The sequence below is a fragment of the Leminorella grimontii genome, assembly GCF_039789245.1.
GTDB lineage: Bacteria > Pseudomonadota > Gammaproteobacteria > Enterobacterales > Enterobacteriaceae > Leminorella > Leminorella grimontii.
In genome coordinates this window covers 4033987-4058975 of record NZ_CP146357.1, presented here as the reverse complement: position 1 = coordinate 4058975, position 24989 = coordinate 4033987, and the positions used below count along the sequence as shown (strand labels likewise).

Genomic DNA, 24989 nt, shown 5'->3' with positions numbered 1-24989 from the left:
GGTTTTAATGAGCGTTTTAGTCGCCTTTTTGGCAGTCATGGTCGTCCTGCTGCTGATGCTTATCAAGTTTAAGGTCAGCCCGGCGATCGGCCTGTTTGTTTCCGCCATTATGATGGCGGTGCTGTGCGGTATGCCGACCGGAGAGCTGCTCGGCTATTTGGGGACAGGCTTTGGTAACACCATGGCAAGCCTGGGCCTGGTGATTCTGTTTGGCGGGATCTTCGGCGAAATGCTGGCGGCCTCGGGCGCAACCGAAGAGATGGCCAAGGGGCTGCTGCGCAAATTTGGTCAGAAAAACGACCTGCTGGCGCTGAACCTGGCAGGCTTTATTGTCGCTATTCCGGTGTATTTCGCTTCCGGCTATATCATGCTTTCCCCGCTGATTAACTCGCTGCGCAAGCTCACCAACAAAAAGAAGAGCGCCTACGCCGCATCGCTGTTCGTCGGCCTGCTGCTGACCCACTGCGTGGTGGCACCGACGCCGGGCCCGGTGGCCGTCGCCACGCAGATCGGCGCGGATCTCGGCTGGTTTATCGCCTACGGCCTTATCGTCGCGCTGCCGGCAAGCCTGCTGTGCGGCTGGCAGTACGGAAACTTCATCAACTCGCGGCTGACGGCGGAAGAAAAGGCCGCCTATCGGCAAGAAGTTTCCGAACTGGTGAACAACAGCGAGCTGCTGGCGCCGGATCCGGAAAAGCCTTCGGCCATGACGGCATTCAATCTGATCCTGTTCCCGATTGCGCTAATCATTGCTGGCTCTATCGCCACCTGGCTGCTGCCGAAAGACAGCCTGATGTACACCGTGCTGACCTTCTGCGGCAACAACAATATTGCCCTGTTCCTGGCGCTTCTCCTGTCGGCCTTCGTGCTGAGAAAGTACATCGTTAAAAACACCGACTCCTCCATTATGAAGTTCGTTGACGCCGCGTCTGACCGGCTGGGCAACATCCTGATGGTGATCGGCACCGGCGGCTGCTTTGGCCTTATCCTGCAAAAGAGCGGGCTGGGCAACGCGTTGGTGGAGCTGCTTTCCAGCTGGAACCTGCCGATAGTGCTGCTGGCATTCCTGCTGGCGATGATTATCCGTGCGGCGGTGGGGTCAGCGACGGTCGCCATGCTGACGGTGGTCTCTATCGTTGGGCCCGCCGCGGTTTCCATGGGCTACTCGCCGGTGGTGGTTGGTTTGGCCATTTGCTGCGGCACCGTCGGCATGACGCTGCCCACCGACGCGGCCTTCTGGTTGCCGGCCAAGTACAACCAGCTGGAGGTGAAGGAAGCCTTTACCGCAACGACTTACAGTACGACGCTTGCCAGCCTCGTCGGATTTGCCGTCGTTCTGATACTGCAAACGTTCGCAGGCGTGCTTCCGGGCATGTTCTAAACGCGGGCTATTGGGAAAAACTTATTTATGCCAGAGGTAAAAAAATGATCGCAGGAAAAACGCTGCAAGAGTGGCATGACGAGTTTCCGATAACGAAGGAGCTCGCCGCGTTGAAAGAAACGTTTTGGCTGAACGACCGCCTGGGAGAGTGCGAAGAAGTTCTTCGCCATTCAGCGGTAACGATGGAGGACATTCAGGATGCCGCTCGTCGGCTTGAACGGTTTGCCCCCTATATTGAGCGGGTTTTCCCTGAAACCCAGCAGCACGGCGGCATTATTGAGTCCCCGGTGATTGCGCTAACGGAGATGAAGCGCTATCTCGCCAAAGAGATGTCGCAAGAGGTGAAAGGGCAGGTGCTGCTAAAGTGCGACAGCCATTTGCCGATTTCCGGCTCTATCAAGGCGCGGGGCGGCATTTATGAAGTGCTCGCGCTTGCGGAAGACATCGCCTTAAAGAGCGGCTGGCTCTCTTTAGGGGACAACTACGCCAAACTGGCGGACGATGAGTTCAAAAGCCTGTTTGAGCGGTACTCGATCGCGGTCGGCTCAACGGGCAACCTGGGGCTGTCTATCGGCATCATGGGAGCCAAGCTGGGCTTTAAGACCACCGTTCACATGTCTGCCGACGCCAAACAGTGGAAAAAGGCGATGCTCAGAAGCAAGGGCGTCACGGTGAAGGAGTATGCGGACGACTACAGCAAGGCCGTTGAGGCCGGGCGCAAAGAGGCGCAGGGCGACCCGATGTGCCACTTCGTTGACGATGAAAACTCCCTGTCGCTGTTTCTCGGTTATACGGTTGCCGCTCTAAGATTGAAAAAGCAGTTTGAGGCGCGCGGCGTGGTGGTAGATAAGGCGCATCCGCTGTTCGTCTACCTGCCCTGCGGCGTCGGCGGCGGCCCGGGCGGCGTGCTGTTTGGCCTGAAGTCGGTGTTCGGCGAGAACGCCCACTGCTTTTTTGCAGAGCCCACTCATTCCCCCTGCATGCTGCTGGGGCTGGCGACCGGCTATCACGATAGGGTCTGCGTGCAGGACTTCGGCATCGACAACAAAACCGACGCCGACGGTCTGGCGGTGGGCAGAGCGTCGAGCTTTGTCGGTAAAACGATAGAGCACCTGATTAGCGGCTCCTATACCCTGACCGACGACAGTATGTACCGCTACCTTGCCGCGCTGGTAGATTTGGAAAATATCGAGCTGGAACCGAGCGCGCTGGCCGGCTTTAGGGGCGTTTCCCTACTGGAAGGCAGCGAAAATGGAAAATGCTACGCGTCGGCCCACGGGATTACGTCGATGGAGAACGCCACCCATCTGGTGTGGGCTACCGGCGGTAACATGGTGCCAGGGGACGTTAGGGAGGCGTATTACGCCAAAGGGAAGGGGCTGCTGTTGGCGGATGAGACGGGGGGATAACTGTTCTTCGCTGTTGACGGGGCTGAAAAGCCCCGATAAGCGCTGTAGTATGAGTCCGTTTCGTATCCAATAATCAACGTTGGCGCCTTAGGGCGCCATGTTCAATTTTGTCACCGCGCTGGCACAGTGCGGCGATGTCATTTCGTTGTTCTCACGGCCCGGCTGCTTCACATAAAACTTTCCCTTGCATATCCCTCCTCTTTGTTCATAAAATTATTTTGTTCATGAATCATGAACAAAATAAAGGCGTGAACAAATGAAAGAAGAACAATTCCTATCTACTGTTGCAGAGAACTTGCCAAAAGGGTTTCAGTTACAGTACGCGCTTGGCACCCGCTATGGCGCGTGCGACGGATGGGGAAAGCTTATTGCGCCAAACGGCGAGGCGGTGACTTTCGCACTGGAAGTCAGGCGGGTTCATCGTAAGGAGTCCCTGCTGGCGGCGCGAGAGCAGATGTCCGGTATTTCAACCGACCTCCCTGCGCTTTTGGTGTGCAACTCATTAACGCCCGCGCTGGCGGAACATTGCGCCGTTCACCAGATTAACTTTATCGATACCGCAGGAAACGCCCGAATTCAGACGCCGGGGCTGTATCTTTTGATTGAAGGCAAATACGAAAAGAAACCCGCTGTCGCGAACCGCCGATTTGCTGAAGGGGTGATGAAACTCCTTTTTGTGCTGCTGTCTCACCCCGAAACCCTGAACGATACCTACCGCAATTTAGCCGAGAAGGCTGGCATTTCTTTAGGCATGGTCAACAAGGCTTTCACCTATCTTGCGGCGCAGCGCTATTTTCGCAAATCGGAGAATGGACGACGCCTGATGAACGAGGAAGAATTGCTGGCGCTGTGGTTGAGGGACTACGCCACGGCTTTGCGTCCGAAGCTGAATTTTCTTCCGTTAGCCGCGCCGACGTCATGGAATGAAATCACGCTTGCGGCAGGTGAACACTGGAGCAGCGAAATAGCGGCCGCAGAGCTGAGCGAAGGATACCTGATACCCGAAAGCGGGGTGATTTTTACGCCTTATTCTCTGTTGCAAAGGCGAAAAGAATTGGGACTGAAACCCGTTTCGGACGGAAAACTCCAGCTGGTTTCCCGCTTTTGGGGCCAGTTGGCGATTAATCCTAAAGCCAAAGCGATGCTGTGCACGGCAGAGTTGTTGGCCAGTGGGGACGCCCGAAATTGGGAAGCGGCAAGGATAATCAATGACAAATATCTCCACCTTAACGAATCCGCTCTCTTTGACTATTGAAGGACTGTTGGTTCAGATAAAGCGGATTTGTACGGCGCAGGATATATCTTTCTTCATTGCGGGCGCGACGGCGCGTGAAATTTTGCTTCACCATGTACACGGTAGACGTGTAGGACGCCGTACTCGCGATATAGACATTGCCGTATTTGTGGATGGCTGGCAGCGCTTTGATGAATTAAAGAATGCTTTTCTTGCGCAAGATGCTCAGGTTGTGCGAAATAACGCTCATCGTATCATCGTAGCGGGTATCGAAGTAGATATTATCCCATTTGGCGCAATTGCCGAGGATAACCAAATCGCTTGGCCGCCAGATCGAAAAATTATTATGTACGTGGATGGTTTTGACGAAGCGTTTAGGCATACCGTGCAGGTACGACTGGATAACGGCGAAACGTTGCCCTTTTGCTCTCTGGCGGGGCTTGCTTTATTAAAGCTGTTTGCCTGGCGCGATCGCGGATTTGGTAACGCTAAAGATGCGGTCGATTTTTATAATATTGTTCGTGAATATGGCGCTATTGAAGATGACCGAATCTATGAGCCACCCGTTGAAGGCGAGCGGCTGGGCTGGGATCCGGTGCGAATGGGGGCTGCATTACTAGGTTACGATGTTGCGACCATGTATCAGGAGGGATCACCTGCGGAATTAACGTTCCTTGATAAAGAATGCCTAATTGATGCCATCGTGCGGCAGTCTGTTGCGGATAATTCGGTAGAAATCGAACAACTCATCAATGCCTTTTGGTCCAGCGTTGTAACCGCAGTTGAGGAAAGTTGAAGACCATGCCGAGGACATCCGCGATATGGTGTAATTCCACTCAATCTGTTGTTGATGATTGAGAAAAATTCAAACATTATCAGCGAGCTAGGGAATATCTAATTAGGTTTGCAGAAATTCAAACGGCCCCAATCGGGGCCGTTGTCATATCTACCGCAGTCAATCTTAAATCGGCTTAGTCTGCGCTTCCGCCGCAGCCAGCGCCGCCATGTTGACGATGCGGCGCACCGAGGCGACCGGCGTCAGGATGTGCACCGGCTTTGAGATGCCCATCAGCACCGGGCCGACGGTGACCCCTTCGGAAGAGGAGACGCGCAGCAGGTTGTAGCTAATGCGGGCAGACTCCATGTTCGGCATGATAAGCACGTTGGCCGCACCTTTAAGCGGGCTGTCCGGCATCAGGTCGTTGCGAATGGCTTCCACCAACGCGGCGTCGCCGTGCATTTCGCCATCGATTTCCAGATTAGGCGCACGCTCTTTCACCAACTCCAGCACGCGGCGCATTTTTACCGCGCTCGGGCTGTCCGAGGTGCCGAAGCTGGAGTGGGACAGCAGCGCCACCTTCGGCTCAATGCCAAAACGGTGCACGGTTTCTGCCGCCATCAGCGTGATGTCGCACAGCTGTTCCGGCGTCGGGTCGTCGTTGACGTAGGTGTCGGCGATAAAGGTGTTGCCGCTGGGCAGCAGCAGCGCGTTCATAGCGCCGGCAGTTGAGGTGCCGTCACGATAGCCGAACATCGTCTGGATGACGTCGTAGTGGTCGTGGTAGTTGCCGATAACGCCGCAGAGAAGGCCATCGGCTTCGCCGCGCTTGACCATCAGCGCGCCGATAAGGGTCGGATCGCTGATGATGCGGCGGCGGGCCGCTTCGCGAGTCACGCCCTTGCGCTTCATCATGTGATGGTATTCGCTCCAGTACTCGTTAAAGCGCGGATCGGACTCGTTGTTGACCACCTCGAAGTCCCTGCCAATCTGAAGCTGCAGGCCAAGCTTTTTCAGGCGCATTTCAATTACGCTCGGGCGGCCTATCAGGATCGGGAAGGCCAGGTTTTGAGAAACCACTTCCTGAGTTGCGTGCAGCACGCGCTCTTCCTCACCCTCGGCAAACACGATGCGCTTAAGCGTCGACTTGGCCTGAGAGAAGACCGGCTTCATAAACAGGTTGGTCTTGTAGATAAACTGGGTCAGGTGCTCGACGTAGGCGCTGAAGTCGCTAATGGGGCGAGTCGCTACGCCGGAGTCCATCGCCGCCTTGGCGACTGCAGGCGCGATCTTGACGATAAGCCTAGGGTCGAACGGCTTGGGTATCAGATATTCAGGGCCGAAGGAAAGCTCCTGGTCTCCGTAGGCGGAAGACACGACGTCGCTCTGCTCCGCCAGCGCCAGATCGGCGATGGCACGCACGGCGGCCAGCTTCATTTCTTCGTTAATGACGGTGGCCCCTACGTCCAGCGCGCCGCGGAACAGGAACGGGAAGCACAGCACGTTGTTGACCTGGTTCGGATAGTCCGAACGGCCGGTGCAGACGATGGCGTCCGGACGGGCCTCTTTCGCCAACGGCGGCAGGATTTCAGGTTCCGGGTTGGCCAGCGCCAGAATCAGCGGGCTGTCGGCCATGGTTTTGACCATTTCCGGCGTCAGCACGCGCGGGCCGGAGCAGCCGAGGAAGATGTCGCTGCCGCCGACGGCGTCGCCCAGCGAGCGCTTGCCGCTGTCGACCACGGCGTATATTGCCTTGTTTTCTTCCATATTCTCGTCACGGCCCTGATAGATAACGCCGCGCGAGTCGCACACCGTGATGTGCTCTTTCTTCATGCCGAGCGCTACCAGCAGGTTCAGACAGGCGATTGCCGCCGCGCCCGCGCCGGAAACCACCAGCTTCACGTCTTCAATCTTTTTGTTCACCACGCGCAGGCCGTTAAGAACGGCGGCGGCGCAGATGATGGCGGTGCCGTGCTGATCGTCGTGGAAGACCGGGATCTTCATGCGCTTGCGCAGCTCTTTTTCAATGCGAAAGCACTCCGGAGCCTTGATGTCTTCAAGGTTGATGCCGCCGAAAGTGGGCTCCAGCGATGCGATGATGTCGATGAGCTTGTCCGGATCGGCTTCGTCGACCTCAATGTCGAATACGTCAATGCCGGCGAATTTCTTAAACAGAACGCCTTTACCCTCCATGACCGGCTTACCCGCCAGCGCCCCAATGTTGCCGAGGCCCAGCACGGCGGTGCCGTTAGAGATAACCGCCACCAGGTTGCCGCGAGCCGTGTACTTGTATGAGGCGAGCGGATCTTCGGCTATCTCTAAACAGGGCGCAGCAACGCCGGGCGAATAGGCCAGCGCCAGATCGCGCTGGGTCGCCAGAGGCTTGGTAGGGACTATTTTGATTTTTCCCGGAACCGGGAACTGGTGAAAATCAAGCGCGTTTTGTTTTAACTGTTCGTCCATCGCTATGTCCTTTTTGGATACGGGCACGCCGCAGGCGGCCCCTCTCAGGTGTGGGGGATCTTGTAAACCGGGGGTTAGCTGGGTGAACGCCGCATAACGGATTGTTATTACGCTTTATTTACGACCATCACCCAAATAACGCACAGTTGGATGACAATCTTAACATCAATTTAATATTTGATGATGCAAACTCGGTCACGTTATCTCAGCGATTGTTGCAATAGGGAAAAGCGGTTTGAAAATGTGCTCATCGTAAGGAAGCGTACGTACAGCGGTGCGATAGCGTAAAACCGGGTTCTCTATAACAGCCTCCCACAGGTGAACGCTGATTATATTTAGAGATTAAATAATGCGTTTATTTCTTGATTAGCATAATTCCGAATGTTTATATTATGAGTAATGGAACATTTTTTAATGAATTATTTAGTAATGGAACATTATTAAAATAATTTCATTTTAATTACTCAAAGATAAAACGATATTATTATTTTTCCATGAAAGGCAAATTGCCTTTTCTTGTGTAAAACTACGTTATTATTATTTTCTATTCTACTAATGGTTGAAGTAATCCGTCGCAATAGTAATGGCACTTATTTTAAACTTATCTTCAATGGTGCAATCTGGATCACATTGTGTCCATCGTTATTACTAATGCCTCTGCTATTGTTAATAGTAGGGAGAAATATCTTGCAGGCGGGAGCTTTAAAGGAGGCGCTGAGGCTGAAAAGGGACAGATCTGCTTTACGTATTATTCAAATAGAATTTGCGTATAATCTATTTTAAGAAAATATTTGGAATATTGCCTGAGTCTAATAATTATTATCAATACGTGGATGAGGATTCATATTTTCATCTAGGAGAACTCCTGCACCTTTCTCTTTCCCTGACAGCGTTGCGTTATTAATAAATGCAGCGCGGAGCCCTGTTTTTTATTTTTTTTACGGAGGTTTTCTATGAAAAATATAACGTGTTCACCCTATGAGTATTGCTCTGAACCTACCGGTAAGCCTTACAAAAGAATATCGTTAGCGTGTTCATCGCTGCTGGTCGGATTTACCCCGTATGCTTTTGCTGACGTCGAGATTCTTGCACAAACGGGAACCTATACGCTCAGCGGTTCTGGGCCGTTTATTTTAGCGGCGCCACACGTTATCAACGCGCCGGGCCAAGTTGGCATCGTTGGCCGCAATACCGCTGATTGGGCGCTGGTTATAGACAACGGCGCAGGAATTAGGGCCGAAAACGGTGTTTATTTAGATTCACAGAACGGCCGATCCGTTTTGAATAATTCGGGAAATATTATTAGCTCTGGCCGAGGCAATAACGGCGATTCATTCGGCGTTCGGCTACAGGCGGGGGGAACTGTCTCCAATTCAAGGTCGGGGGTCGTTAATAGCCAGAGCGACGGCATATTTGTGATGAACGGCGGTAAGGTGGTTAACGATGGCCTTATTCAAGGCGGAGGGTCGTTGACGGCGGTGTATTTTAAGGGGGGCAACGGCGTTTATGTCGGCAGCGATTCATCCACGCTTAGCGGCGGTTATGGCGTCATTACGAATGCGGGCTATGGCGAAGTTATCAATGCCGGCAATATTAGCGTTAAAAACTATGGCGTTTGGTTTCGCAACGGTTCGGGTGGAAAACTTATTAATCAGGAGGGCGGGACGATCGTTACTCCAGGTACTGCCAGTACGCAATATGGCGTCTTAATCAACAGCCACGGCACCGTTGAAATTAATAACCAAGGCTCGATTATTGGAGGCACCGGCGTGTTTATCAATACTGATAATCATACCTTCACCAACGGCGGTAGCGTCGTGGGGCGCTCGGGCATCGCGGTTTCCGTCAGCGGTGATAATAATGTGCTGGTTCTGACGCAGGGCAGTTCTATTGACGGCGCTATTGTCAGCCTTGGTGGAGGCAATACGCTGACTTTACGGGAAAGCGGCGTTTTGACGAGTGACTTCTTCGGTCTGGAGCGAGTTGTGGTAGAGGCCGGGCACGATCGGACGTGGGTGCTCGGCGGTAGCGCGATGAGCACAACCGCAGAAGATTCAGCGGCGCTGAACGTTAAAAGCGGGGCTTTGGTCTTAAACGGCGCGTTGACGCATGCCGGCGTCGGCGGGGGCACGGCTATTGCGTCCGGCGCCAGCCTGTGGATACATCCGCCGGGAGAGCTGAACGGAGACGTAGCGAACGATGGCGTACTCGCTTTTGCCCATATTAGCGACAAAACGTTTGCCGGAAAAATCAGTGGGGTAGGTACGCTGTTCAAAGATGATGAGGGGGTTTTGCTTCTAACAAACCCTGACAGCAGCTATACGGGACCAACGGTGGTCAATGCCGGTACGCTACGGGCCGGTGCTGCGAATATCATTAACGATAGCGATATGCTGTCGTTAAGCCCCAGCGGCGTTTTTGATCTCAACGGGTTTGCGCAGCGGGTCAATAACCTAACGGGTGCGGGAACGGTCCATTTAACGGGCTCCGCATTAACCGTGAACCAGACGACGGATACCGTATTCAACGGCGTTATTGACGGTAAGGGTTCATTAATCAAGGCAGGAGATGGCCTTTTAGTCTTTACCGGCGATCATGATTATACCGGCGCAACGGACGTTTACGCAGGCGCGCTTATCTTAGGCAATAATGCTCGGCTGCTGGGCGGAGGCGGGATGACGATACACCCCTCCGGCACGCTGGGCGGCTACGGCAGCGTGGTGGGCGACGTCACTAACAGGGGAACGCTGGTTGTCGCCAACGCCGCGCCAGGATTTGGCGGCGGGCGCGATGGACATTTCACCATCAGCGGCAGCCTGATTAACGGCGGCGAGATTCGACTGATGGGGCCGGCAGCTACCAGCATGCTGTCAGTCGGCGGCGACTATGTGGGTGATAATGGCCAGCTGACGCTCAACACCAGACTGGGCCACGATGTTTCGCAAACGGACAGGCTCGTCATCCTTGGCAATACGAATGGCGCTACCCGCATTACTATCAATAACCTCGACGGGGAGGGAACGCCTACGGTTAACGGTATTGAAGTCGTCAGCGTCGGCGGTCAGTCCGACGGCCAGTTTTCTTTAGCCAGCCGGGTTACGGCGGGCATTCATGAATACGACCTGCATCAGGGCGGCGTCGGCGCGAGCGCCGGTGACGGCAATTGGTATCTGCGTACGCTGGAGACGCCGCGCCCGGAAACGGGGGTTTATCTGCGCAACCTCAGAGCCGCCAGCACGATGTTTATGCATACGATGCACGACCGCCGCGGCGAGCAGCTTTCGGGCGATGCGCACAGCGATGCCGACAGCGAACCCGCAGCTTGGGTGCGCATTGTTGCGGAGCGCACCAACAGCCACGCTGCCGATGGCTATATAGATATGAAAACCAATACGGAAATAGTACACCTTGGCGGCGATCTTATTCGCTGGAGCCGAGGTGGTATCGATCGTTGGCACATGGGGGTTATGGGAGCCTTTGGCCAAAGCCATATCGACGCGGACGTAGCCCACAGCGGCATCACGGCCAGCGGCCATGAGCGCGCCGCCAGCGGAGACGTTGACGGCTATAGCGCCGGCGTTTACCTCACCTGGTTCGGTCAGAAAGACGGCTTGGTCGGCCCATACGTTGACGTCTGGGGGCAATACGCCTGGTACGATAACCGCGTACAGGGCAAGGGCCACCAGGAGGAAAGCTATGACAGCCGCGGTTGGATCTTTTCTGTCGAAAGCGGCTACGCCTTTAGCCTGGGAGAAAACAGAAGCCGCGAATGGTTTATCGAGCCGCAGGGGCAGGTCGCCTACAACATCTATCGAACGGACAACCATAGAGAAGCGAATGACACCCGAGTGCGCGGCGGTGATACCGATAGCGCAGTGACGCGTTTGGGCGTACGGTTGCACAGCCGGAGCATGTTGGAGGGCAGAAGCGTGCAGCCGTTTATTGAAGCCAACTGGTGGCATGACACTACGAAGAACGATCTGAGCTTCAACGGCAAAACCATCAATGACAATACCCCGAGCAGCACTTATGAATTAAAGCTTGGCCTACAGGGCGAAGTTGCCGGCGGGTGGCAGGCGTGGGGCCATATTCGCGGTCGGGGAGGGGAGAACGACTACCGAAGCTACGGCGGCATGCTGGGCGTGAAGAAGCGGTTCTGATTTCGTCCCTATTTACGGTTATTCAGTCAAAAAGCACCCCGCCAATGGCGGGGTGTCATACGTATTAACGCGCGGAGTCCAGCTTTTCGTTGCTTTTAGCCACCTCTTGCGCCTTCTGGTAGCTTTCAATCAGCAGCCGGTAGGCCGGGAAAATCTGGGTGTAAACCTCCGCCCACTCCTGTGCGTCGTCTCGGTTCCAGGTCTTTTGCAGCTCGGAGGCGACGGCGGCGGTGTCCATCGGTACGACGCCGGCCTGAACCACGCGGGCCAGCGTGATTTCCTGCGCCATCTTGCTGTAAGTTCCCGATGCGTCGATGACCGCAAACACCCGATAGCCGTCGGCAACCGCGCTAATGGAGGGGAAGGCCATGCATACGCTGGTGATGGTGCCGGCGATAATCAGCGTTTTGCGACCGGTGGCCTTAACGGCGGCGACAAACTCCGGGTTGTCCCAGGCGTTGATCTCTCCCCGGCGGGCGACGTACTTGGCATGCGGCGCGTTGGCGTGAATTTCCGGGATCAGCGGGCCGTTGGGGCCCTGCGGCACGGAGGCGGTGGTGATGACCGGAATGTTGCTCAGCGTGGCCATTTTCGCCAGCGCGGCGGCGCGGGCGCGCAGTTCCGGCATCGGCATGTCGTTTACCGTCTGGAACAGGCCGCTCTGATGGTCGATTAAAAGCATTACGGCGTCGTCGGCATCAATGACGGGATGCTGATTGTGGAAGTTGGCGGGTATAGTCATGAGTTTATCCTCTGGTGATTGTGTGGGCTGAAAGCGCACGCAGCGCGTCGATAGATAAATCATAGTTTCAGGACAAAAAGCCCGGTAGTCTGCTAAATTGGACTTCAGCGTCCTATTTTAAGAACGATGGTGAAGCGCCATGCAGGATTTGAACGACCTCTATTACTTTGTCCAGATCGTAGACCACGGCGGCTTCGCGCCGGCCGGACGAGCGCTGGGCGTTCCCAAGTCAAAGCTTAGTCGACGCATCGCCATGCTGGAAGAACGGCTCGGCGTTCGCCTGATCCAGCGTTCTACGCGCCACTTTGTCGTGACGGACGTCGGTCGAGATTATTACGAGCGCTGTAAAGCCATGCTGGTAGAGGCGGATGCGGCGCAGGAGGTGATCGAAACAAACCGGGCGGCGCCGCGCGGCGTTATTCGGGTTACCTGCCCGGTGGCGATGCTGCACGTTCACATTGGCCGGATGCTGGCTGACTTTATGGCGCGCTATCCTCTGGTGACCGTCCATCTGGAAGCGACTAACCGAAAGGTAGACCTGCTGGGTGAAGGCGTTGACGTTGCCGTTCGAGTACGTCCGCCGCCGCTGGAGGACAGCGATCTGGTGATGCGGGTTCTGGCCGAGCGCAGGCATTGCCTGGTCGCCAGCCCGGCGCTGGTTGACCGCCTTGGGCGGCCGTTCGGCCCGCAGTCGCTTGCCGACTGGCCAACGCTGGGGCTTGGTTTGCCCCAGAGCGCGTTTTGCTGGACGCTGTTCGGACCCGGCGGCGAGCGGGTAGACGTCGACTATGCGCCGCGCTTTGTCACAACGGACATGATAGCGCTACGCAGCGCCGCCATTGCAGGCGTCGGCGTGGTTCAGCTTCCGCTTTTGATGGTGCAGCAGGAGCTGGCGCAGGGCGCTTTGATTGATATTCTGCCCGCGTGGGCGCCGCGGCAGGAAATTATCCACGTTGTGTTTCCCAGCCGGCGAGGGCTGCTGCCGTCGGTAAGGGCGCTTATTGATTTTCTTGCCGAGCGGTTTTCGGCGATCGACGAGGAATAGGGACGACGTACCGTGAGGTGAAAAAATAAACGCGTTTCTGCCACCGCCGTGAGCGCTATCGACTATGCTTAAGGAAGTTACCGAACAGCGCCGTGAAGGCGCAGCGAACAGACAGAAGGTGGACGGATATGAGCGCGAAGTTCGAAATTTTCCTAGGTAAAAACGATGAGTTTTATTTTCGCCTGAAGGCAGGAAACGGGCAGATTATTCTCGGCAGCGAAGGGTATACCACCAAAGCCAACTGCCAGAACGGTGTGAAGTCAGTAAAAACTCATTCGCAGGATGTGAAACACTTCGAGAAAAAAGCGACGGCCAACGGAAAGTTCTCATTTAACCTGAAGGCGGTCAATGGTCAGGTGATTGGCACGAGCCAAACCTATACGACGGAGCAGGCAAGAGACGCCGGCATTCAGTCCGTAAGCCACAACGCACCGGATGCCACCGTTCACGATCTGACGTTGCAGCCTTAGCGACGTTGAGTAATAACAGGTTCTTTACACCCTGTAGTGCTTCGTCCGTTAGTCCCTGACACGGTTAGCGGACCTTTTTCTTCCTATAGCGCTTTGCCGTCAGCGTTTGTTTGCGTCGGCAGAGCGCGTCATCCAGGCCTCTTTGGAAAGCCGATACAGGCAGTGCTTGAGCAGCGGGCTGTCGGCTGTAAGCATTGGGTGGTCGAATTCCTCCTGCGGCGAGGGCCGCATGCCTAATCTTTCCATCAGCGCACGGGAACGGCGGTTTTGCAGCGTAGTGAACGCGACGATTTCTGAAAGGCCCAAACGTTCGAATCCCGCCGCAAGCGCGCCGTTAGCCGCCTCAAACGCATAGCCTTTTCCCCAGCAGTCGTGCGCCAGCCGCCAGCCGATTTCCACGCAAGGGGAGAACGGTAGTGCAGCGGGAGGCACATTAAGCCCGACCATGCCGATAAATCGCCCGTCGCTTAGGCGCTCTACCGCCCAAAATCCCCAGCCGCGTTCGACAATCCCTGCCTGGCAGCGATCGGCGAAGGCGTCGCTGGCCGTACGGTCCAACGGGGCGGGAAAGTAGGCCATTACGCGCGGGTCGGCCAGCATGTCGGCCCACGGCTCCCGATCGGCGGGCGTCCACTGGCGCAGCCTGAGGCGTTCGGTCGTTATTTCCACTATTTCGGTCATTTCAGTCATCTCATCTCTAAACGGCATCAGGGCAGCATGGTGTAGGCCTTTTCCAGGCCTTCGTCATTTTTGCGTTCTTCGCTCTGCGCCATGTCTTCTTCGGCTTCTTCCGGGGGCTCCGCGTCGCTTTGCAAAGCGGCGTCTTCTTCACTCGCTGGTTCCGGCGAGGGCATGACTTCCTGAATCATCTGCTCGTCAAAGCTGGGGTTAAGCGCAGGGGACAGAGGAGAACTCATCAGGCTGTCCGGCATAGCGACGTGAGGCAGCGGCGCGTCTTGTACAAACTGCACCTCCTCTTGTTTGGGCGTTCTGCTAAGCAGCGCCAAAATAATACCGCACAGGGCAAAGAAGGCGTACAGGATGTTGCCCCCCAGCGGCATCATGGCCGCGCCGACCAGCAGCGGGCCGATGCTTGCGCCAACGCCGAACGCCATCAGCAAGCAGGCCGCCAGCGAAACCCGGCGTTCCGGCTCAATCAGGTCGTTGGCCAGTGCCACCACCAGCGGGTAGAGCGTAAACTGCAGCATGCCGACGATAAACCCAATGCCGAGCAGCAGCGTAAAGTCAATGTGGGGCAGCAGGGCTAGCGGCAGCGCGGCTGCCGCTAGCATCAGGGAAATCACCCTTAACAGCGTAAGCCGGTTGTAGCGATCGGATAACCAACTGAAGGGTAACTGTACGATAAGGCCGGCGCAGACCGACAGCGCCATAAACAGGCCCGTCTGCTCGGTTGATAAAGATTGTAGCTGGGTATAAACCGGCGCCAGCCCGTAAAAGGAACCGATCGCCATGCCGACCACCAGCGTTGAGGCCAACACCTTAGGGATAGCGCCGACGAAAAAGCGCAGCTCCATCGGCGCGGGCGACATCTGCCGGGCGTGGCTACGGGTGGTTAACGCGATGGGCACCAGACACAGCGAGAAACAAAGCGCGATAATCAGCAGCGACTGGATTTCCAGGTCCGGCAGCAGGATGAGCACCAGCTGACCCAGCGCCATGCCGAGATACGACGCGGCCATGTAGAAACCGAACACCACGCCGCGCTGATTGGGCTCCGCCTGATCGTTAAACCAGCTTTCCAGCACCATGTACTGACACATCAGGCACATGCCGATAACCAGCCTCAGCCCGACCCAGACCGGCAGCATTGCCGTTAGCCCGTGCGCCAGCACCGCAGCCGTGATGATGCCCGCGCAGGCGACATAGGTGCGGATATGGCCGACGCGGGCAATCAGGTAATGCCCGACCTTGCCGCCGAGCACCAGCCCGACGTAGTTGGCGGCGGTCAGCGCGCCGATAAGCGCGCCGCTGACGTTGGCCGAAGCCAGCCGAAGAGAGATATAGGTGGTCAGCAGGCCTGAGCCCAGCAGCATGATGAGCGTGGTGGTATACAGGGGGAAGAAGACGCCAAAGGCCTTTTTCACGAAGCCTCCCGTTCAGAGATAGAAGCCGTTGCGGCACGTGTAGGAAAGCGCAATAAGCGCGCAGCATGATTTACCAACCATAATGGTTTCTGGCAAAGAGGTAAAGCCGGGTTACGGTTTCTTGCACGCCCGCTGGCTGACGGTTCACCGGGCAAAGCACAGGCCGGATTTTGGTTTGGCTGAAAAATGTATTATTGTTTTAGCATTAAAACGATGCAGAAAATGGGGCGATATGAAGCAAAAAGCAGGAGAGAAAGAGGTCATCGTCGTTGAATTTGTCTGTTTAGGCAATATATGCCGTTCTCCGATGGCGGAGGGCATTTTTCGCCATCTGGTGGCGCAGGCGGGGCTAAGCGAGCGCATTGAAGTCCGCTCCGCCGGGACGGAAAGGTGGAACGTGGGAAATCCGCCTCATCGGGGTACGCAAGAGGTGCTGCGTCGATGGGGCATTGATTTTTCCACTATGCGGGCGTCACTGTTAAAGCGCGACGATATTGGGAATGTTGACTATCTAATCGCAATGGATAACGGCAATATCGACGATATTCGCGACATTGCAGGAACGCCGTTTATCGACCACCTGTACAAACTGATGGACTTTGTGCCGAATGCCGACATCGCGGACGTGCCCGATCCGTACTATACGGGCGACTTTGCACAGACCGAGCGGCTGGTTGAGGCCGGGGCGAGAGCGCTTCTTGAGGCGATCGGACGGGAACACGGCCTGAACGTTTGATCGCCGCCTGCTACCCCTATATTATGCAGGGTTAGTGAGCAATTTAATGGGAGCAGGTCATGAATGGAGAACGTGCGTCAGTGCCGGCGATTGGCATTGATTTAGGGACAACCAACAGTCTTATCAGCGTCTGGCAGGAGGGAAAAGCGCAGCTTATTCCCAATGCGCTGGGCGAATACCTGACTCCTTCCGTCGTCAGCCTCGATGAAGACGGCTCTATTTTGGTCGGTCGCCCGGCCTTTTCACGCCTGACGACGCACCCAACCCGGTCCGCCGCGCTGTTTAAGCGCTTTATGGGCAGCAACAAGACCTATCGCCTTGCGGAGAAAACCTTTAACGCGCCGGAGCTGTCGGCGCTGGTGCTCAAATCCCTGAAGGCAGACGCCGAAGCCTGGCTTGGGCAGGAGATCTCCGACGTGGTGATTTCCGTACCCGCCTACTTTAGCGACGAGCAGCGCAAGCAGACGCGATTCGCCGCCGAGCTGGCCGGGCTTAACGCGGTACGCCTGATTAACGAACCCACCGCCGCCGCAATGGCCTACGGCCTGCACACTCAGGAGTTTGGCCGCACGCTGGTGTTTGACCTCGGCGGCGGCACGTTTGACGTCACGGTGCTGGAATTCGCCCTGCCGCTGATTGAGGTTCACTCCTCCGCCGGGGATAACTATCTGGGCGGGGAAGACTTCACCCATGCGCTGGTGAAAGACTGCTTGAAGGAGTGGAAGCTCAGCGAAGGCGAGGTTACGACCGATGCCTTGGCGCGCCTAAACGACAGCGCCGAAGAGGCCAAGTGCCGCATGGGCGCGCAGGACGTCGATATCGTCTGGCACTGGCAGGACAAAGAGTGGCGCTATGAGCTGGACATGCAGAAAGCGGAGAAGGTCTGGTTGCCTCTGCTCAACCGCCTGCGGGCGCCGATCGAGCAGGCGCTGAACGACGCCCGCCTGCAGCCGAGCGAGCTGGACAACCTGGTGCTGGTGGGCGGCGCGTCTCAGCTGTCGATCATCCAGCGTTTAGTGGTGCGCCTGTTCGGCAAAATGCCTCATCAGCATCTGGACCCAAGCACCATCGTCGCCCTGGGTGCGGCGGTACAGGCCGCCTGCCGCCTGCGCGATGAGGCGATCGACGAGGTTATCCTGACCGACGTCTGCCCCTATACCCTCGGTATTTCCACCAACAACGGCAAGGTGTCCGGCGTGTTCTCGCCGATTATCGAACGCAACACCGTGGTGCCGACCTCGCGGGTAGAGACGTTCTACACCGGCCACCCGGAGCAGAAGTCTATTCGCATCGCCGTCTATCAGGGGGAAAATCCCCGCGTCGAGAACAACATTCTGGTGGACGAGTTCGAAGTGCCGGTAGAGCCGAACGGCAACATTCAGTCGCTGGACGTACGCTTTAGCTACGACATCAACGGCCTGCTGGAAGTGGACGTCGACCTGCTTGAAACGGGTAAATCCCACACCAAGGTTATCGACCACAGCCCCATCGGGCTGAGCGAAGAGCAGAAAAAGAGCAGCCACGAGCGGCTTAAGGCGCTCAAGATCCACCCCCGCGACGAAATGCCCAACCGCGCCCTGCGCGCCCGCCTGGAACGCGCCTGGGCGCAGTCGTTGGGCAACGAGCGCATCCAGATCGGCATTTGGCTTAACGAGTTCGACGAGCTTTTAAGCGAACACCGCGTAGAGGAGATCGACTCGGCGCGCGCGCGGCTGATTGAGTATTTGGATTCGATGAAGCTGTAGGGTGGTTGGCTAAACGAGAATATCTTACTGGCTTTGCGCGATGGTACCGCTCGCGCAAAACCGTTTTTTCGTAAGAGGGGCGAGCGCCATGCTAACGAAAGATAATGGGATATCTCACATAGGCCGAATATAGGTAAATAACGTGTTTATTAATAAAAGCCTGAGCGGTTTTCACTTTTTTCTTAACGAGCAGGATGCGCAAGAGCTAATGCTTGCGTTTACCACCTTATTAGACACGCAAAAAACGGCGGAGATAGCGCTAGAATGCGCAGGCTCAGCGCCTTATCGCACCTTATTATTGTCATGCTCCGGGCATCCAGAGGATGACGATATTTTTATGAGCCGATTATCGATGGAACTGCGCTTATCATACGAATCTATTGAACTGGCAATATATAAGCTTTCTTTATTTCTCGTTGCCGGATCTTTTTCCACTCCAGAATTTATTGCATGTACCTATAAGAAAAAAACTATCTATCTCTATTTTATGGATAAATGCGGCATGTCAGATCCAGCATCATCTTATTGAAATATGATCTTATCGTTTTGGGAGCTATTAGTTGTGAGATTTTCACTATCTTTAGTATCAAAAAATAGAATGTACACAAAAGCATATCGCCGTGTAATGGAGGAGGTACGTCTGTTAATCGACGAACTTGAGTGTGTGGAAATGATCCATCCCTTTGGTGATGCAGTATTAATAATAGCTAGCGATGAAGGCACATTATTACCTAATGAAATAAAAGAATTATCTAACAATAATGCATTATTTCAGTACGTAGTTGGTATTGACACCTTTATCGATGATATGAAGTTAAAGAAAGATCTTTTTTCGATATTAAGCGCTGTTGTGAAGAAGGTTCCATTTACGATCCCAGACCGTGAACAATATGAAAATATTCTTTCTAAGTGGGAATTACGGTTCGAGTAGCTACTGCCTATGGCATCACTTCAGTTGCGTTTGGAACGAGACGCCGGCACATTTAAGGGCACGGTATGCCGTTAAGGGAAATTCCATGTCAACGCATGACATCCTACACGCAGTCTGCGTTTGCCCTCGATGTGAGGCATCAGACGTCTATGAGATTGAAGCTTTCTTCCCTTCAGGGAATTTATGCCAATATCAACTGAAGGATGAGCTAATAAACGTCACTAAAAACAGGCTACAAGAAAGTTTTACGGCAGAAGGCTATGTTGAATGCCCGCACTGTAAAAAGGATTTTTTTGTTGATATACGAGTGAAAGATAACGTTATTCTTTCGGTATCGGTTAGTTCGAAAAATGGATATATTCCTTAGTATTAAAAAATAGGGATGTAGGGAATAATTTAGTGAATAGGGATATCGCGCCATGTTGGCAGATAAAATGATTAAATTTTTTGAATCACGGCTCCAAAACAAAGTGTTTCTGGCTTATATGGTATGTATCAATATCTACCTTCTTGCGAGGAATATTCTCTATCTCGTTATCCGCTATAGATTTTTTGGGCCAGTGGGCGAGAATTTGACGTATTTCAATTTGATGGCCTGTTTTCTGACGTTCCTTTGCGGTTTTTTTGCAGGTTTGCTGATACAAAAAAAGAGCATCCTTCACGCCTCGATCGTTACCGTTATCGGCGTTATGCTTAGCGCCTTTACCCTAAATACAGAATTAATGAGCTATAGGGAGATGCTTTCTGGGTTGGCCGTTGGCGTTGTGCTTGGAGGATTGGGTGGCTGTGTGGCATGGGGAATTAGGAGATTGCGTCGTAATGAAAATTGAGTTTACGTACAATGAAGTTATTGAATTCATTAGATTGTACTCATTATTCAAAACAACAGCAGAAGACAGAACCCTGTTTCTTATCGAACATGGTGTGATTGATGATAATTCCTCGCTCGAATCAGCAAAGAAAAAATATAACCAGATAATATATGACGACCTTGTTTTTTCCAGATTAATAAGAAATGGCTTCTGGGAAAATATCGTAAGATCCATTACGGGCAACGAAATCACCATTCTTGACCATCGGGATGACACAATAAAAGGCGTTTGTTGCGATGCCTGCGGATACATCGTTTTTGAAAATAGAGAAGATGCCTTCTATGAAATATGCCCCGTATGCGGGTGGCAAAATGACGGTAAGGTTGGCGATGAATATAGCAGCTGCAATCGTTGTTCAATGAATGACTTTAAGGCCACGGAGGATTTTAGTCATAGAGTAGCCCTTGGTGATGAAAAATATATTTTGTCATCGAAATAACAAATAAATTCTTTTCACTTCTGACAGTTGCTGGCGAGCTATCGCAACATCCGCGCCGCTATTTACAACGGCGCGGAAAGTAAATTTCAAAAAATCCAACCTATCCCCGATACCGCGAAGGCCAGATATCCTCCGGCGCAACCCCAAGCGCTCCGGCAATCAGCCTTTCCCCCTTAGGCCAGCGGCGCATCAGCGCGTTGGCGAGCGTAGAGGACGCCAACCCCGCGTTGCGGGAGACGGCGGCGAGCGACGTGCCGCGCTTTTTCAGCGCCGCGATGATATCGGCGGGATGCCAGTCCTGCTGCTTCATCACTCACCTCCATCGACGGGAACGAGCCCGTTAGCCGTGCGTACCCAGCGCGGGGCTTTAAGATCTGCGGCAAGATAACAGGCGAGCCCAAACAGCAGGTCTGAGAACGTTTGCTCCACGTCGGGCGGCAGCTCCCGGTCGGCCAGAACCTTCGCCAGCGCCAGGCAGTAGTCGCACAGCTGCCCCGTTTCGGGCTCGAAGCGAGGAGAAACGAGGGGGTAGGCGTCAACAATAAACTGCGATTCCAGATGGGGCGGGATGGGGGCGTTCTGCGTATCTTTAAGCCACGTCAGGCAGGCAATGAGACGTTCGCAAAACGCGGCGCGCAGCACCGGAAAGTTAAACTCGGCCTGCGCTTCGGCAAACTGCTCGCAGTAGTCGGCCAGCGTGGTGAAATCGACGTTGGGATTTAAAGCGAGAAAAAGTAACGGATGTGTTTGGGTAGGGGTTGTAGCCATAGAGCAGCCTCCAGAAAGTGATTGATATGGTCACCACTGGAGAGGCTAATCTCGCGGGTGGTGAACTGGACGAGGTTAGCCTTACCGGCCTCTCTGGACACCGGCGCACCTTGCGGCGCCCTCATCCAGCCCACCATAGAGAAGCGACAGTATATCGCTTCTAAAGTCGGACGCACGACATAAAAATCATATGTCGTCAGAGAGTTATCGGCAGGAGGCTAATCCCGTTGCCTGATTTCTCAGGCACGGTGCGACGATAGCGTGGTCGCCGCGCTGCGGCAAGAGCGGGGATTTAGAGTCTGGGGATGGCTCGCAAGATAGTGATTTGGTTTGGTATTGCTTACTCTTTTTTAGAAAAGAGATTGCTATATGAAGTAGAGTAAGACACTTGCTATAATAATCTACAGAACGCTTTAACAGATCAATCTACCTTAGGAATAGTGATGAACGATAACAAGAAGACGCCAGCGTCTTATGTCAAGCCGTCTCGTGAAGAGATCGTTCGTTCAGTGGCAACGTCAACGGCGATCGAAACAGGCCAATCTTCTAGTAAAATAGAGGCTTCACTTGAGGCTAAGCGTAAAGAATTTGCTCATCTACGCTTGGCGATTTAGCCGTTTTTTAATGCCTTTTTGACCCAGTGCTTCATTGGCTCATAGTCCATCGATATACCCGCATGGATAGCTGAAATGTACTGAGCTCGATTCTGTTCCCAACTTCGATAATTCAATGGCTTAAATCCCCCCTGAACGGCCATTACATCAGCTAAAAGTCGCGATAGACGTCCATTTCCTTCTCTGAACGGATGAATGAGTATCAGCTCAACATGGATTACCGAGATGGCTTCGATGAGCTGTTCTTCATCCATTTCATCACAGGGGGTGTAACGGGCAAGATAGTTAGTATCAAACTTGTCCAGTAGTTTTGGTAGCTGGGCTGAAGGCGCAAACATAAAGCCGCCTTTGCTGATATTGACAGTTCTTTCTCGCCCTGCCCATTCATAGATATTACCTAACCAGCGATGATGCCATTTTTTGAGCATAGATACCGTGATTTGCCCAAGAGGAAATTGTTCTTCAAAAATAAAGTCATAGAGCTGCTCTAATAATACTAGTTCAGCGTCATTGATTTTGTTGGCATCAGAAATGCCCAGCTTGTTGGCTAGGACCTGTTCATCGGAGTTCTTTTCATGCAGGCCTTCGCTGTTGGAAACATGGTATCGGCTCATTGAAATACTCTGCTCTGATCGTGTGAAAGGATCCGTTGGGGCATAAATTAATTTATAACGCTATTTCAATACTATTTAACATACTAACGCCTCTTTTTTATCCGTTGACGGTTTACGCTGTCTTCATAACGGTGTGACATGTTTATAGCATCGACATATTAGGGCCATATGTCGATAAAAACGGTTTTTATAAACATATGGGCTGGGACCCTGAAACCCCTTACAACGAACTACCGATACCGCGGGCAGAGATCGGCGGCAAGAGAAGGGATCTAGTATCTGGGGATGGCTCGCAAAATAGAGAATAACTATTTAATTTAGCAACGTTTCCTCTTTTCAAGGAAGTGCTTGCTATATAAAGTTACGGGTGTTCCTCAAGATAGCAGGAGTGACAGCTTTCAAGATTGACATGTCATCAACTCAATAGTTTACTATTTTCTATATTGTTAAACTAAAAGAGAATATATGTCATCAAAACTAAACTGGCTTTTGCGAAATACGACGCCGGGCTCTTTGGTGTTGCAGTCTTGGCTGACAAAAAATGGCATTAGCCCATCTTTAGCCAATAAGTATATGCATAGCGACGGGCTGCAAAAACTACGCGCCGGGGTATATGTACGCACTGGGCGTGAACCCCAATGGAGTGCCAGCGGCGTTATCAATAATGGTGAGGCGCCTTTTGCCTTCCCGCTGTCGCTTAATCGGCGTGTAAGCTCACCCAACACAAACCCGAACGTCTTTACCCATGCGGCTCAGCATATTCACCAGCGAATCAATTGTGAACTTGCCAGTTTTTTTATTTACCACGTCGGAAACGCGCGGGCGCGAAATATGCAAAATGGCGGCGACCTCCGCCTGCTTCATCTTTCTGTCTGCAATCCAGACCGCGATTTCTTCCATTAGCGCTTCCTTGATGGCCAGCGTGTTTTCTATTTCGCGCAAGGAATCCGCATGAAGCGCTTTGGCTTCCCGTTCGTCAAAGCCCAGATCGGCAAAGATATTGCCGCCGGAGGGCGTGATATGGCGAGATTCATTGTTCGTTTTTGTGGTCATTTACCGTTTCCCCGCTGTTGGATTGCCAGGTTGTAACGCATTCTGACGATATCTTTATCATGCTTATCCGTTTGCTGCGTTTTTTTCTGAAAGCCGTGTAGAACGTAGATAGCCTCATCAAACTTTGCTACATACATTACGCGGTAAGTCCCACTGGCATCGCGTACCCGAATTTCGTTAACGCCAGCGCCTACTTCCGAGAAAGGTTTCCAGTCTTTAGGCTCAATGCCATATTGTACTCGGTGTAACTGATAACCCACTTCTTTACGCACCGTTCGGGGGAAAGCCAGTACATCCTCAAATGAGGTGCCCATCCATACGATTGCCTTTTCTTCAGGCATCGTTGCCTTTTCGGATATTGAGTTTTCCTTGTGTATAAAATTTTATACAATTGTTTTCGGGGGAGCAAATCAAATGAAAGGATTAATTGATGTTCGTGCAGAATATTATTGATAACCGCCGACACATGACAAACGGCAAGATAATTTATGGAAGGTTGGCCGCAAAAGATGAGTGAGTTACCTACACATTAATACTTCGCTTCCAATAAGAGGACTGACGCTTCTTGGGTGCCGTATCAAATAGGTTTATCACACGCGAAGTTACGCTGATTTTTTCTTGTTTTTAGGTATCAGGCCAATCTGCTTATAGTGGCATCGAGAATCCAACGTCGAGACGAAGTTCTTCCCCTGAGACGCATGCCATCGTTCATACAAAAAGACGACGTCATCGAAAGTGAGCCATGGTATGAGGCGCTCACAGTCGCTCAAGTTTGTGTCTTGTCCAAAAAGGTCGAATAGCTTCCAGATTTGGCTGTAACCTTCATTATGAAACCAACTTTCCAGACGGGCATGAATTTGTGCGGGGTCGTGCCCCCACTCCTTGAATCTGTGGGCGCAGCTGTCCAGCACTTCGATGAAAACGTCTCTCGTTGTAAGCCCGATCGCCAGTCGTTGAAGGCCATCGGATAGCGCGGCGAGAGTGGTGTTATAAAAGGGTAAGTCGACGTCGTTCAGGAATACGAGATCGAGTCCGATGCAATCTTCGCCTTTTATCTTGCGCCATACGGTTCCCCAGTCAGACTTTGCATCCAGAAAGCGAAAGCAGGTAAAAATTCTCGTTTCGGCCGATGCGAGAAAATCCACACGTTCAAGCTCATCGAAGATTGTCCTCAGGGAATCACCATAAGCGCGTTCAGTTGACCTTAGCTCGTAGCCCCGAATCGTCATTGCGCTATCGCTGGTTGACGAGAAAAATGGATGCGAAGCCATATATATCCTCAACATAAAGGGTATTGTTCTACGTGAGTTATGAACAATTTTAGAACTGCGTTTTTTAGGTTCTATTTTTATGTCATCAGCGCTATCTGTAATCGTATCGGCAACCTCTACGCCGACGCCCACAGCGCCCCCAACAGCAAAGAAAAACTC

25 protein-coding genes and 1 pseudogene are annotated in these 24989 nt (G+C 53.3%); 15 read left to right on the top strand and 11 right to left on the bottom strand.

Annotation, left to right across the window (positions count from 1 at the left end; genetic code table 11):
• Positions 1–7 precede the first annotated feature (7 nt).
• The 4 genes from V8L73_RS18540 (at position 8) to V8L73_RS18525 (ending at position 4820) form a co-directional block, all read left to right on the top strand.
• Entirely contained in the window at positions 8–1381 is a 1374-nt protein-coding gene (locus V8L73_RS18540; protein ID WP_027275529.1) for a GntP family permease, read from the top strand.
• 44 nt (positions 1382–1425) lie between these two features.
• Positions 1426–2790 (top strand): D-serine ammonia-lyase, encoded by a 1365-nt coding sequence (locus V8L73_RS18535; protein ID WP_347253704.1) that lies wholly within the window; start codon positions 1426–1428, stop codon positions 2788–2790.
• Between the two features lie 256 nt (positions 2791–3046).
• Positions 3047–4045, top strand: a complete 999-nt coding sequence (locus V8L73_RS18530; protein ID WP_347253703.1) for a type IV toxin-antitoxin system AbiEi family antitoxin — start codon at positions 3047–3049, stop codon at positions 4043–4045.
• Positions 3999–4820 carry a nucleotidyl transferase AbiEii/AbiGii toxin family protein gene (locus V8L73_RS18525; RefSeq protein ID WP_261832093.1) on the top strand — a complete coding sequence of 274 codons (822 nt, stop codon included), beginning with the start codon at positions 3999–4001 and terminating at the stop codon, positions 4818–4820. Before V8L73_RS18530 ends, V8L73_RS18525 begins: the two co-directional genes overlap by 47 nt.
• A gap of 165 nt (positions 4821–4985) precedes the next feature.
• Here the strand turns inward: V8L73_RS18525 and V8L73_RS18520 are convergent, their stop codons facing one another.
• On the bottom strand, positions 4986–7265 hold the full coding sequence (locus V8L73_RS18520) for an NADP-dependent malic enzyme (RefSeq protein ID WP_261832094.1): 2280 nt from the start codon (positions 7263–7265) through the stop codon (positions 4986–4988).
• Positions 7266–8218: 953 nt separating this feature from the next.
• On the opposite strand from V8L73_RS18520, the gene V8L73_RS18515 reads away from it, so the two are divergent.
• Positions 8219–11425: an autotransporter outer membrane beta-barrel domain-containing protein gene (locus tag V8L73_RS18515; protein ID WP_347253702.1), complete on the top strand. Its 3207-nt coding sequence runs from the start codon at positions 8219–8221 to the stop codon at positions 11423–11425.
• A 64-nt stretch (positions 11426–11489) separates the two neighbouring features.
• On the opposite strand, the gene V8L73_RS18510 is transcribed toward V8L73_RS18515, so the two are convergent.
• A complete protein-coding gene (locus V8L73_RS18510; protein ID WP_347253701.1) occupies positions 11490–12167 on the bottom strand; it encodes an isochorismatase family protein in 678 nt (225 codons plus the stop codon).
• Positions 12168–12306: 139 nt separating this feature from the next.
• On the opposite strand from V8L73_RS18510, the gene V8L73_RS18505 reads away from it, so the two are divergent.
• Together V8L73_RS18505 and V8L73_RS18500 are read left to right on the top strand one after the other, a co-directional pair.
• Positions 12307–13212 carry a LysR family transcriptional regulator gene (locus V8L73_RS18505; protein WP_347253700.1) on the top strand — a complete coding sequence of 302 codons (906 nt, stop codon included), beginning with the start codon at positions 12307–12309 and terminating at the stop codon, positions 13210–13212.
• Positions 13213–13340: 128 nt separating this feature from the next.
• Positions 13341–13682 (top strand): YegP family protein, encoded by a 342-nt coding sequence (locus V8L73_RS18500; protein WP_027275537.1) that lies wholly within the window; start codon positions 13341–13343, stop codon positions 13680–13682.
• Between the two features lie 99 nt (positions 13683–13781).
• Here the strand turns inward: V8L73_RS18500 and V8L73_RS18495 are convergent, their stop codons facing one another.
• A complete protein-coding gene (locus V8L73_RS18495; RefSeq protein ID WP_347253699.1) occupies positions 13782–14363 on the bottom strand; it encodes a GNAT family N-acetyltransferase in 582 nt (193 codons plus the stop codon).
• Between the two features lie 26 nt (positions 14364–14389).
• Positions 14390–15787, bottom strand: coding sequence for an MFS transporter (locus V8L73_RS18490; RefSeq protein WP_347253698.1), 1398 nt, complete (start codon positions 15785–15787; stop codon positions 14390–14392).
• A 232-nt stretch (positions 15788–16019) separates the two neighbouring features.
• On the opposite strand from V8L73_RS18490, the gene V8L73_RS18485 reads away from it, so the two are divergent.
• The 6 genes from V8L73_RS18485 (at position 16020) to V8L73_RS18460 (ending at position 20510) form a co-directional block, all read left to right on the top strand.
• Positions 16020–16523 (top strand): low molecular weight protein-tyrosine-phosphatase, encoded by a 504-nt coding sequence (locus V8L73_RS18485; RefSeq protein ID WP_347253697.1) that lies wholly within the window; start codon positions 16020–16022, stop codon positions 16521–16523.
• Between the two features lie 59 nt (positions 16524–16582).
• Positions 16583–18268 carry a molecular chaperone HscC gene (locus tag V8L73_RS18480; protein ID WP_027275541.1) on the top strand — a complete coding sequence of 562 codons (1686 nt, stop codon included), beginning with the start codon at positions 16583–16585 and terminating at the stop codon, positions 18266–18268.
• 142 nt (positions 18269–18410) lie between these two features.
• Positions 18411–18797 (top strand): hypothetical protein, encoded by a 387-nt coding sequence (locus V8L73_RS18475; protein WP_027275542.1) that lies wholly within the window; start codon positions 18411–18413, stop codon positions 18795–18797.
• Positions 18798–18866: 69 nt separating this feature from the next.
• Complete coding sequence (locus tag V8L73_RS18470) at positions 18867–19199, top strand: hypothetical protein (RefSeq protein WP_347253696.1); 333 nt, start codon at positions 18867–18869, stop codon at positions 19197–19199.
• 419 nt (positions 19200–19618) lie between these two features.
• A complete protein-coding gene (locus tag V8L73_RS18465) occupies positions 19619–20029 on the top strand; it encodes a hypothetical protein (RefSeq protein ID WP_347253695.1) in 411 nt (136 codons plus the stop codon).
• Positions 20019–20510 (top strand): CPCC family cysteine-rich protein, encoded by a 492-nt coding sequence (locus tag V8L73_RS18460; RefSeq protein ID WP_347253694.1) that lies wholly within the window; start codon positions 20019–20021, stop codon positions 20508–20510. Before V8L73_RS18465 ends, V8L73_RS18460 begins: the two co-directional genes overlap by 11 nt.
• A 100-nt stretch (positions 20511–20610) precedes the next feature.
• On the opposite strand, the gene xreR2 is transcribed toward V8L73_RS18460, so the two are convergent.
• From xreR2 to V8L73_RS18445, 3 genes are read right to left on the bottom strand one after another with little or no spacing between them, the layout of a single operon-like run.
• Positions 20611–20820, bottom strand: a complete 210-nt coding sequence (gene xreR2 / locus V8L73_RS18455; RefSeq protein WP_347253693.1) for a cell morphology transcriptional regulator XreR2 — start codon at positions 20818–20820, stop codon at positions 20611–20613.
• The gene (locus V8L73_RS18450; protein ID WP_347253692.1) at positions 20820–21278 is read right to left on the bottom strand and encodes a hypothetical protein; all 459 of its coding nucleotides are present in this window, start codon (positions 21276–21278) and stop codon (positions 20820–20822) included. The genes xreR2 and V8L73_RS18450 overlap by 1 nt, the downstream gene beginning before the upstream one ends.
• Positions 21230–21403, bottom strand: coding sequence for an ash family protein (locus tag V8L73_RS18445; RefSeq protein WP_422655630.1), 174 nt, complete (start codon positions 21401–21403; stop codon positions 21230–21232). The genes V8L73_RS18450 and V8L73_RS18445 overlap by 49 nt, the downstream gene beginning before the upstream one ends.
• 318 nt (positions 21404–21721) lie before the next feature.
• Here V8L73_RS18445 and V8L73_RS18440 point away from each other — a divergent pair, with 318 nt between their 5' ends.
• A complete protein-coding gene (locus V8L73_RS18440) occupies positions 21722–21892 on the top strand; it encodes a hypothetical protein (RefSeq protein ID WP_347253690.1) in 171 nt (56 codons plus the stop codon).
• On the opposite strand, the gene V8L73_RS18435 is transcribed toward V8L73_RS18440, so the two are convergent.
• Positions 21889–22506: a Fic/DOC family protein gene (locus tag V8L73_RS18435; RefSeq protein WP_347253689.1), complete on the bottom strand. Its 618-nt coding sequence runs from the start codon at positions 22504–22506 to the stop codon at positions 21889–21891. The genes V8L73_RS18440 and V8L73_RS18435 overlap by 4 nt on opposite strands.
• A gap of 465 nt (positions 22507–22971) precedes the next feature.
• Here V8L73_RS18435 and V8L73_RS18430 point away from each other — a divergent pair.
• Positions 22972–23151 (top strand): annotated as a pseudogene (locus V8L73_RS18430) (AbiEi antitoxin N-terminal domain-containing protein); the annotation flags it as partial.
• Between the two features lie 69 nt (positions 23152–23220).
• Here V8L73_RS18430 and V8L73_RS18425 read toward each other — a convergent pair.
• The 3 genes from V8L73_RS18425 to V8L73_RS18415 form a co-directional block, all read right to left on the bottom strand.
• On the bottom strand, positions 23221–23559 hold the full coding sequence (locus tag V8L73_RS18425; protein ID WP_347253688.1) for a helix-turn-helix domain-containing protein: 339 nt from the start codon (positions 23557–23559) through the stop codon (positions 23221–23223).
• Positions 23556–23873, bottom strand: a complete 318-nt coding sequence (locus V8L73_RS18420; RefSeq protein ID WP_347254835.1) for a type II toxin-antitoxin system RelE/ParE family toxin — start codon at positions 23871–23873, stop codon at positions 23556–23558. Before V8L73_RS18420 ends, V8L73_RS18425 begins: the two co-directional genes overlap by 4 nt.
• Before the next feature lie 288 nt (positions 23874–24161).
• Positions 24162–24962: a hypothetical protein gene (locus V8L73_RS18415; protein ID WP_347253687.1), complete on the bottom strand. Its 801-nt coding sequence runs from the start codon at positions 24960–24962 to the stop codon at positions 24162–24164.
• Positions 24963–24989 lie beyond the last annotated feature (27 nt).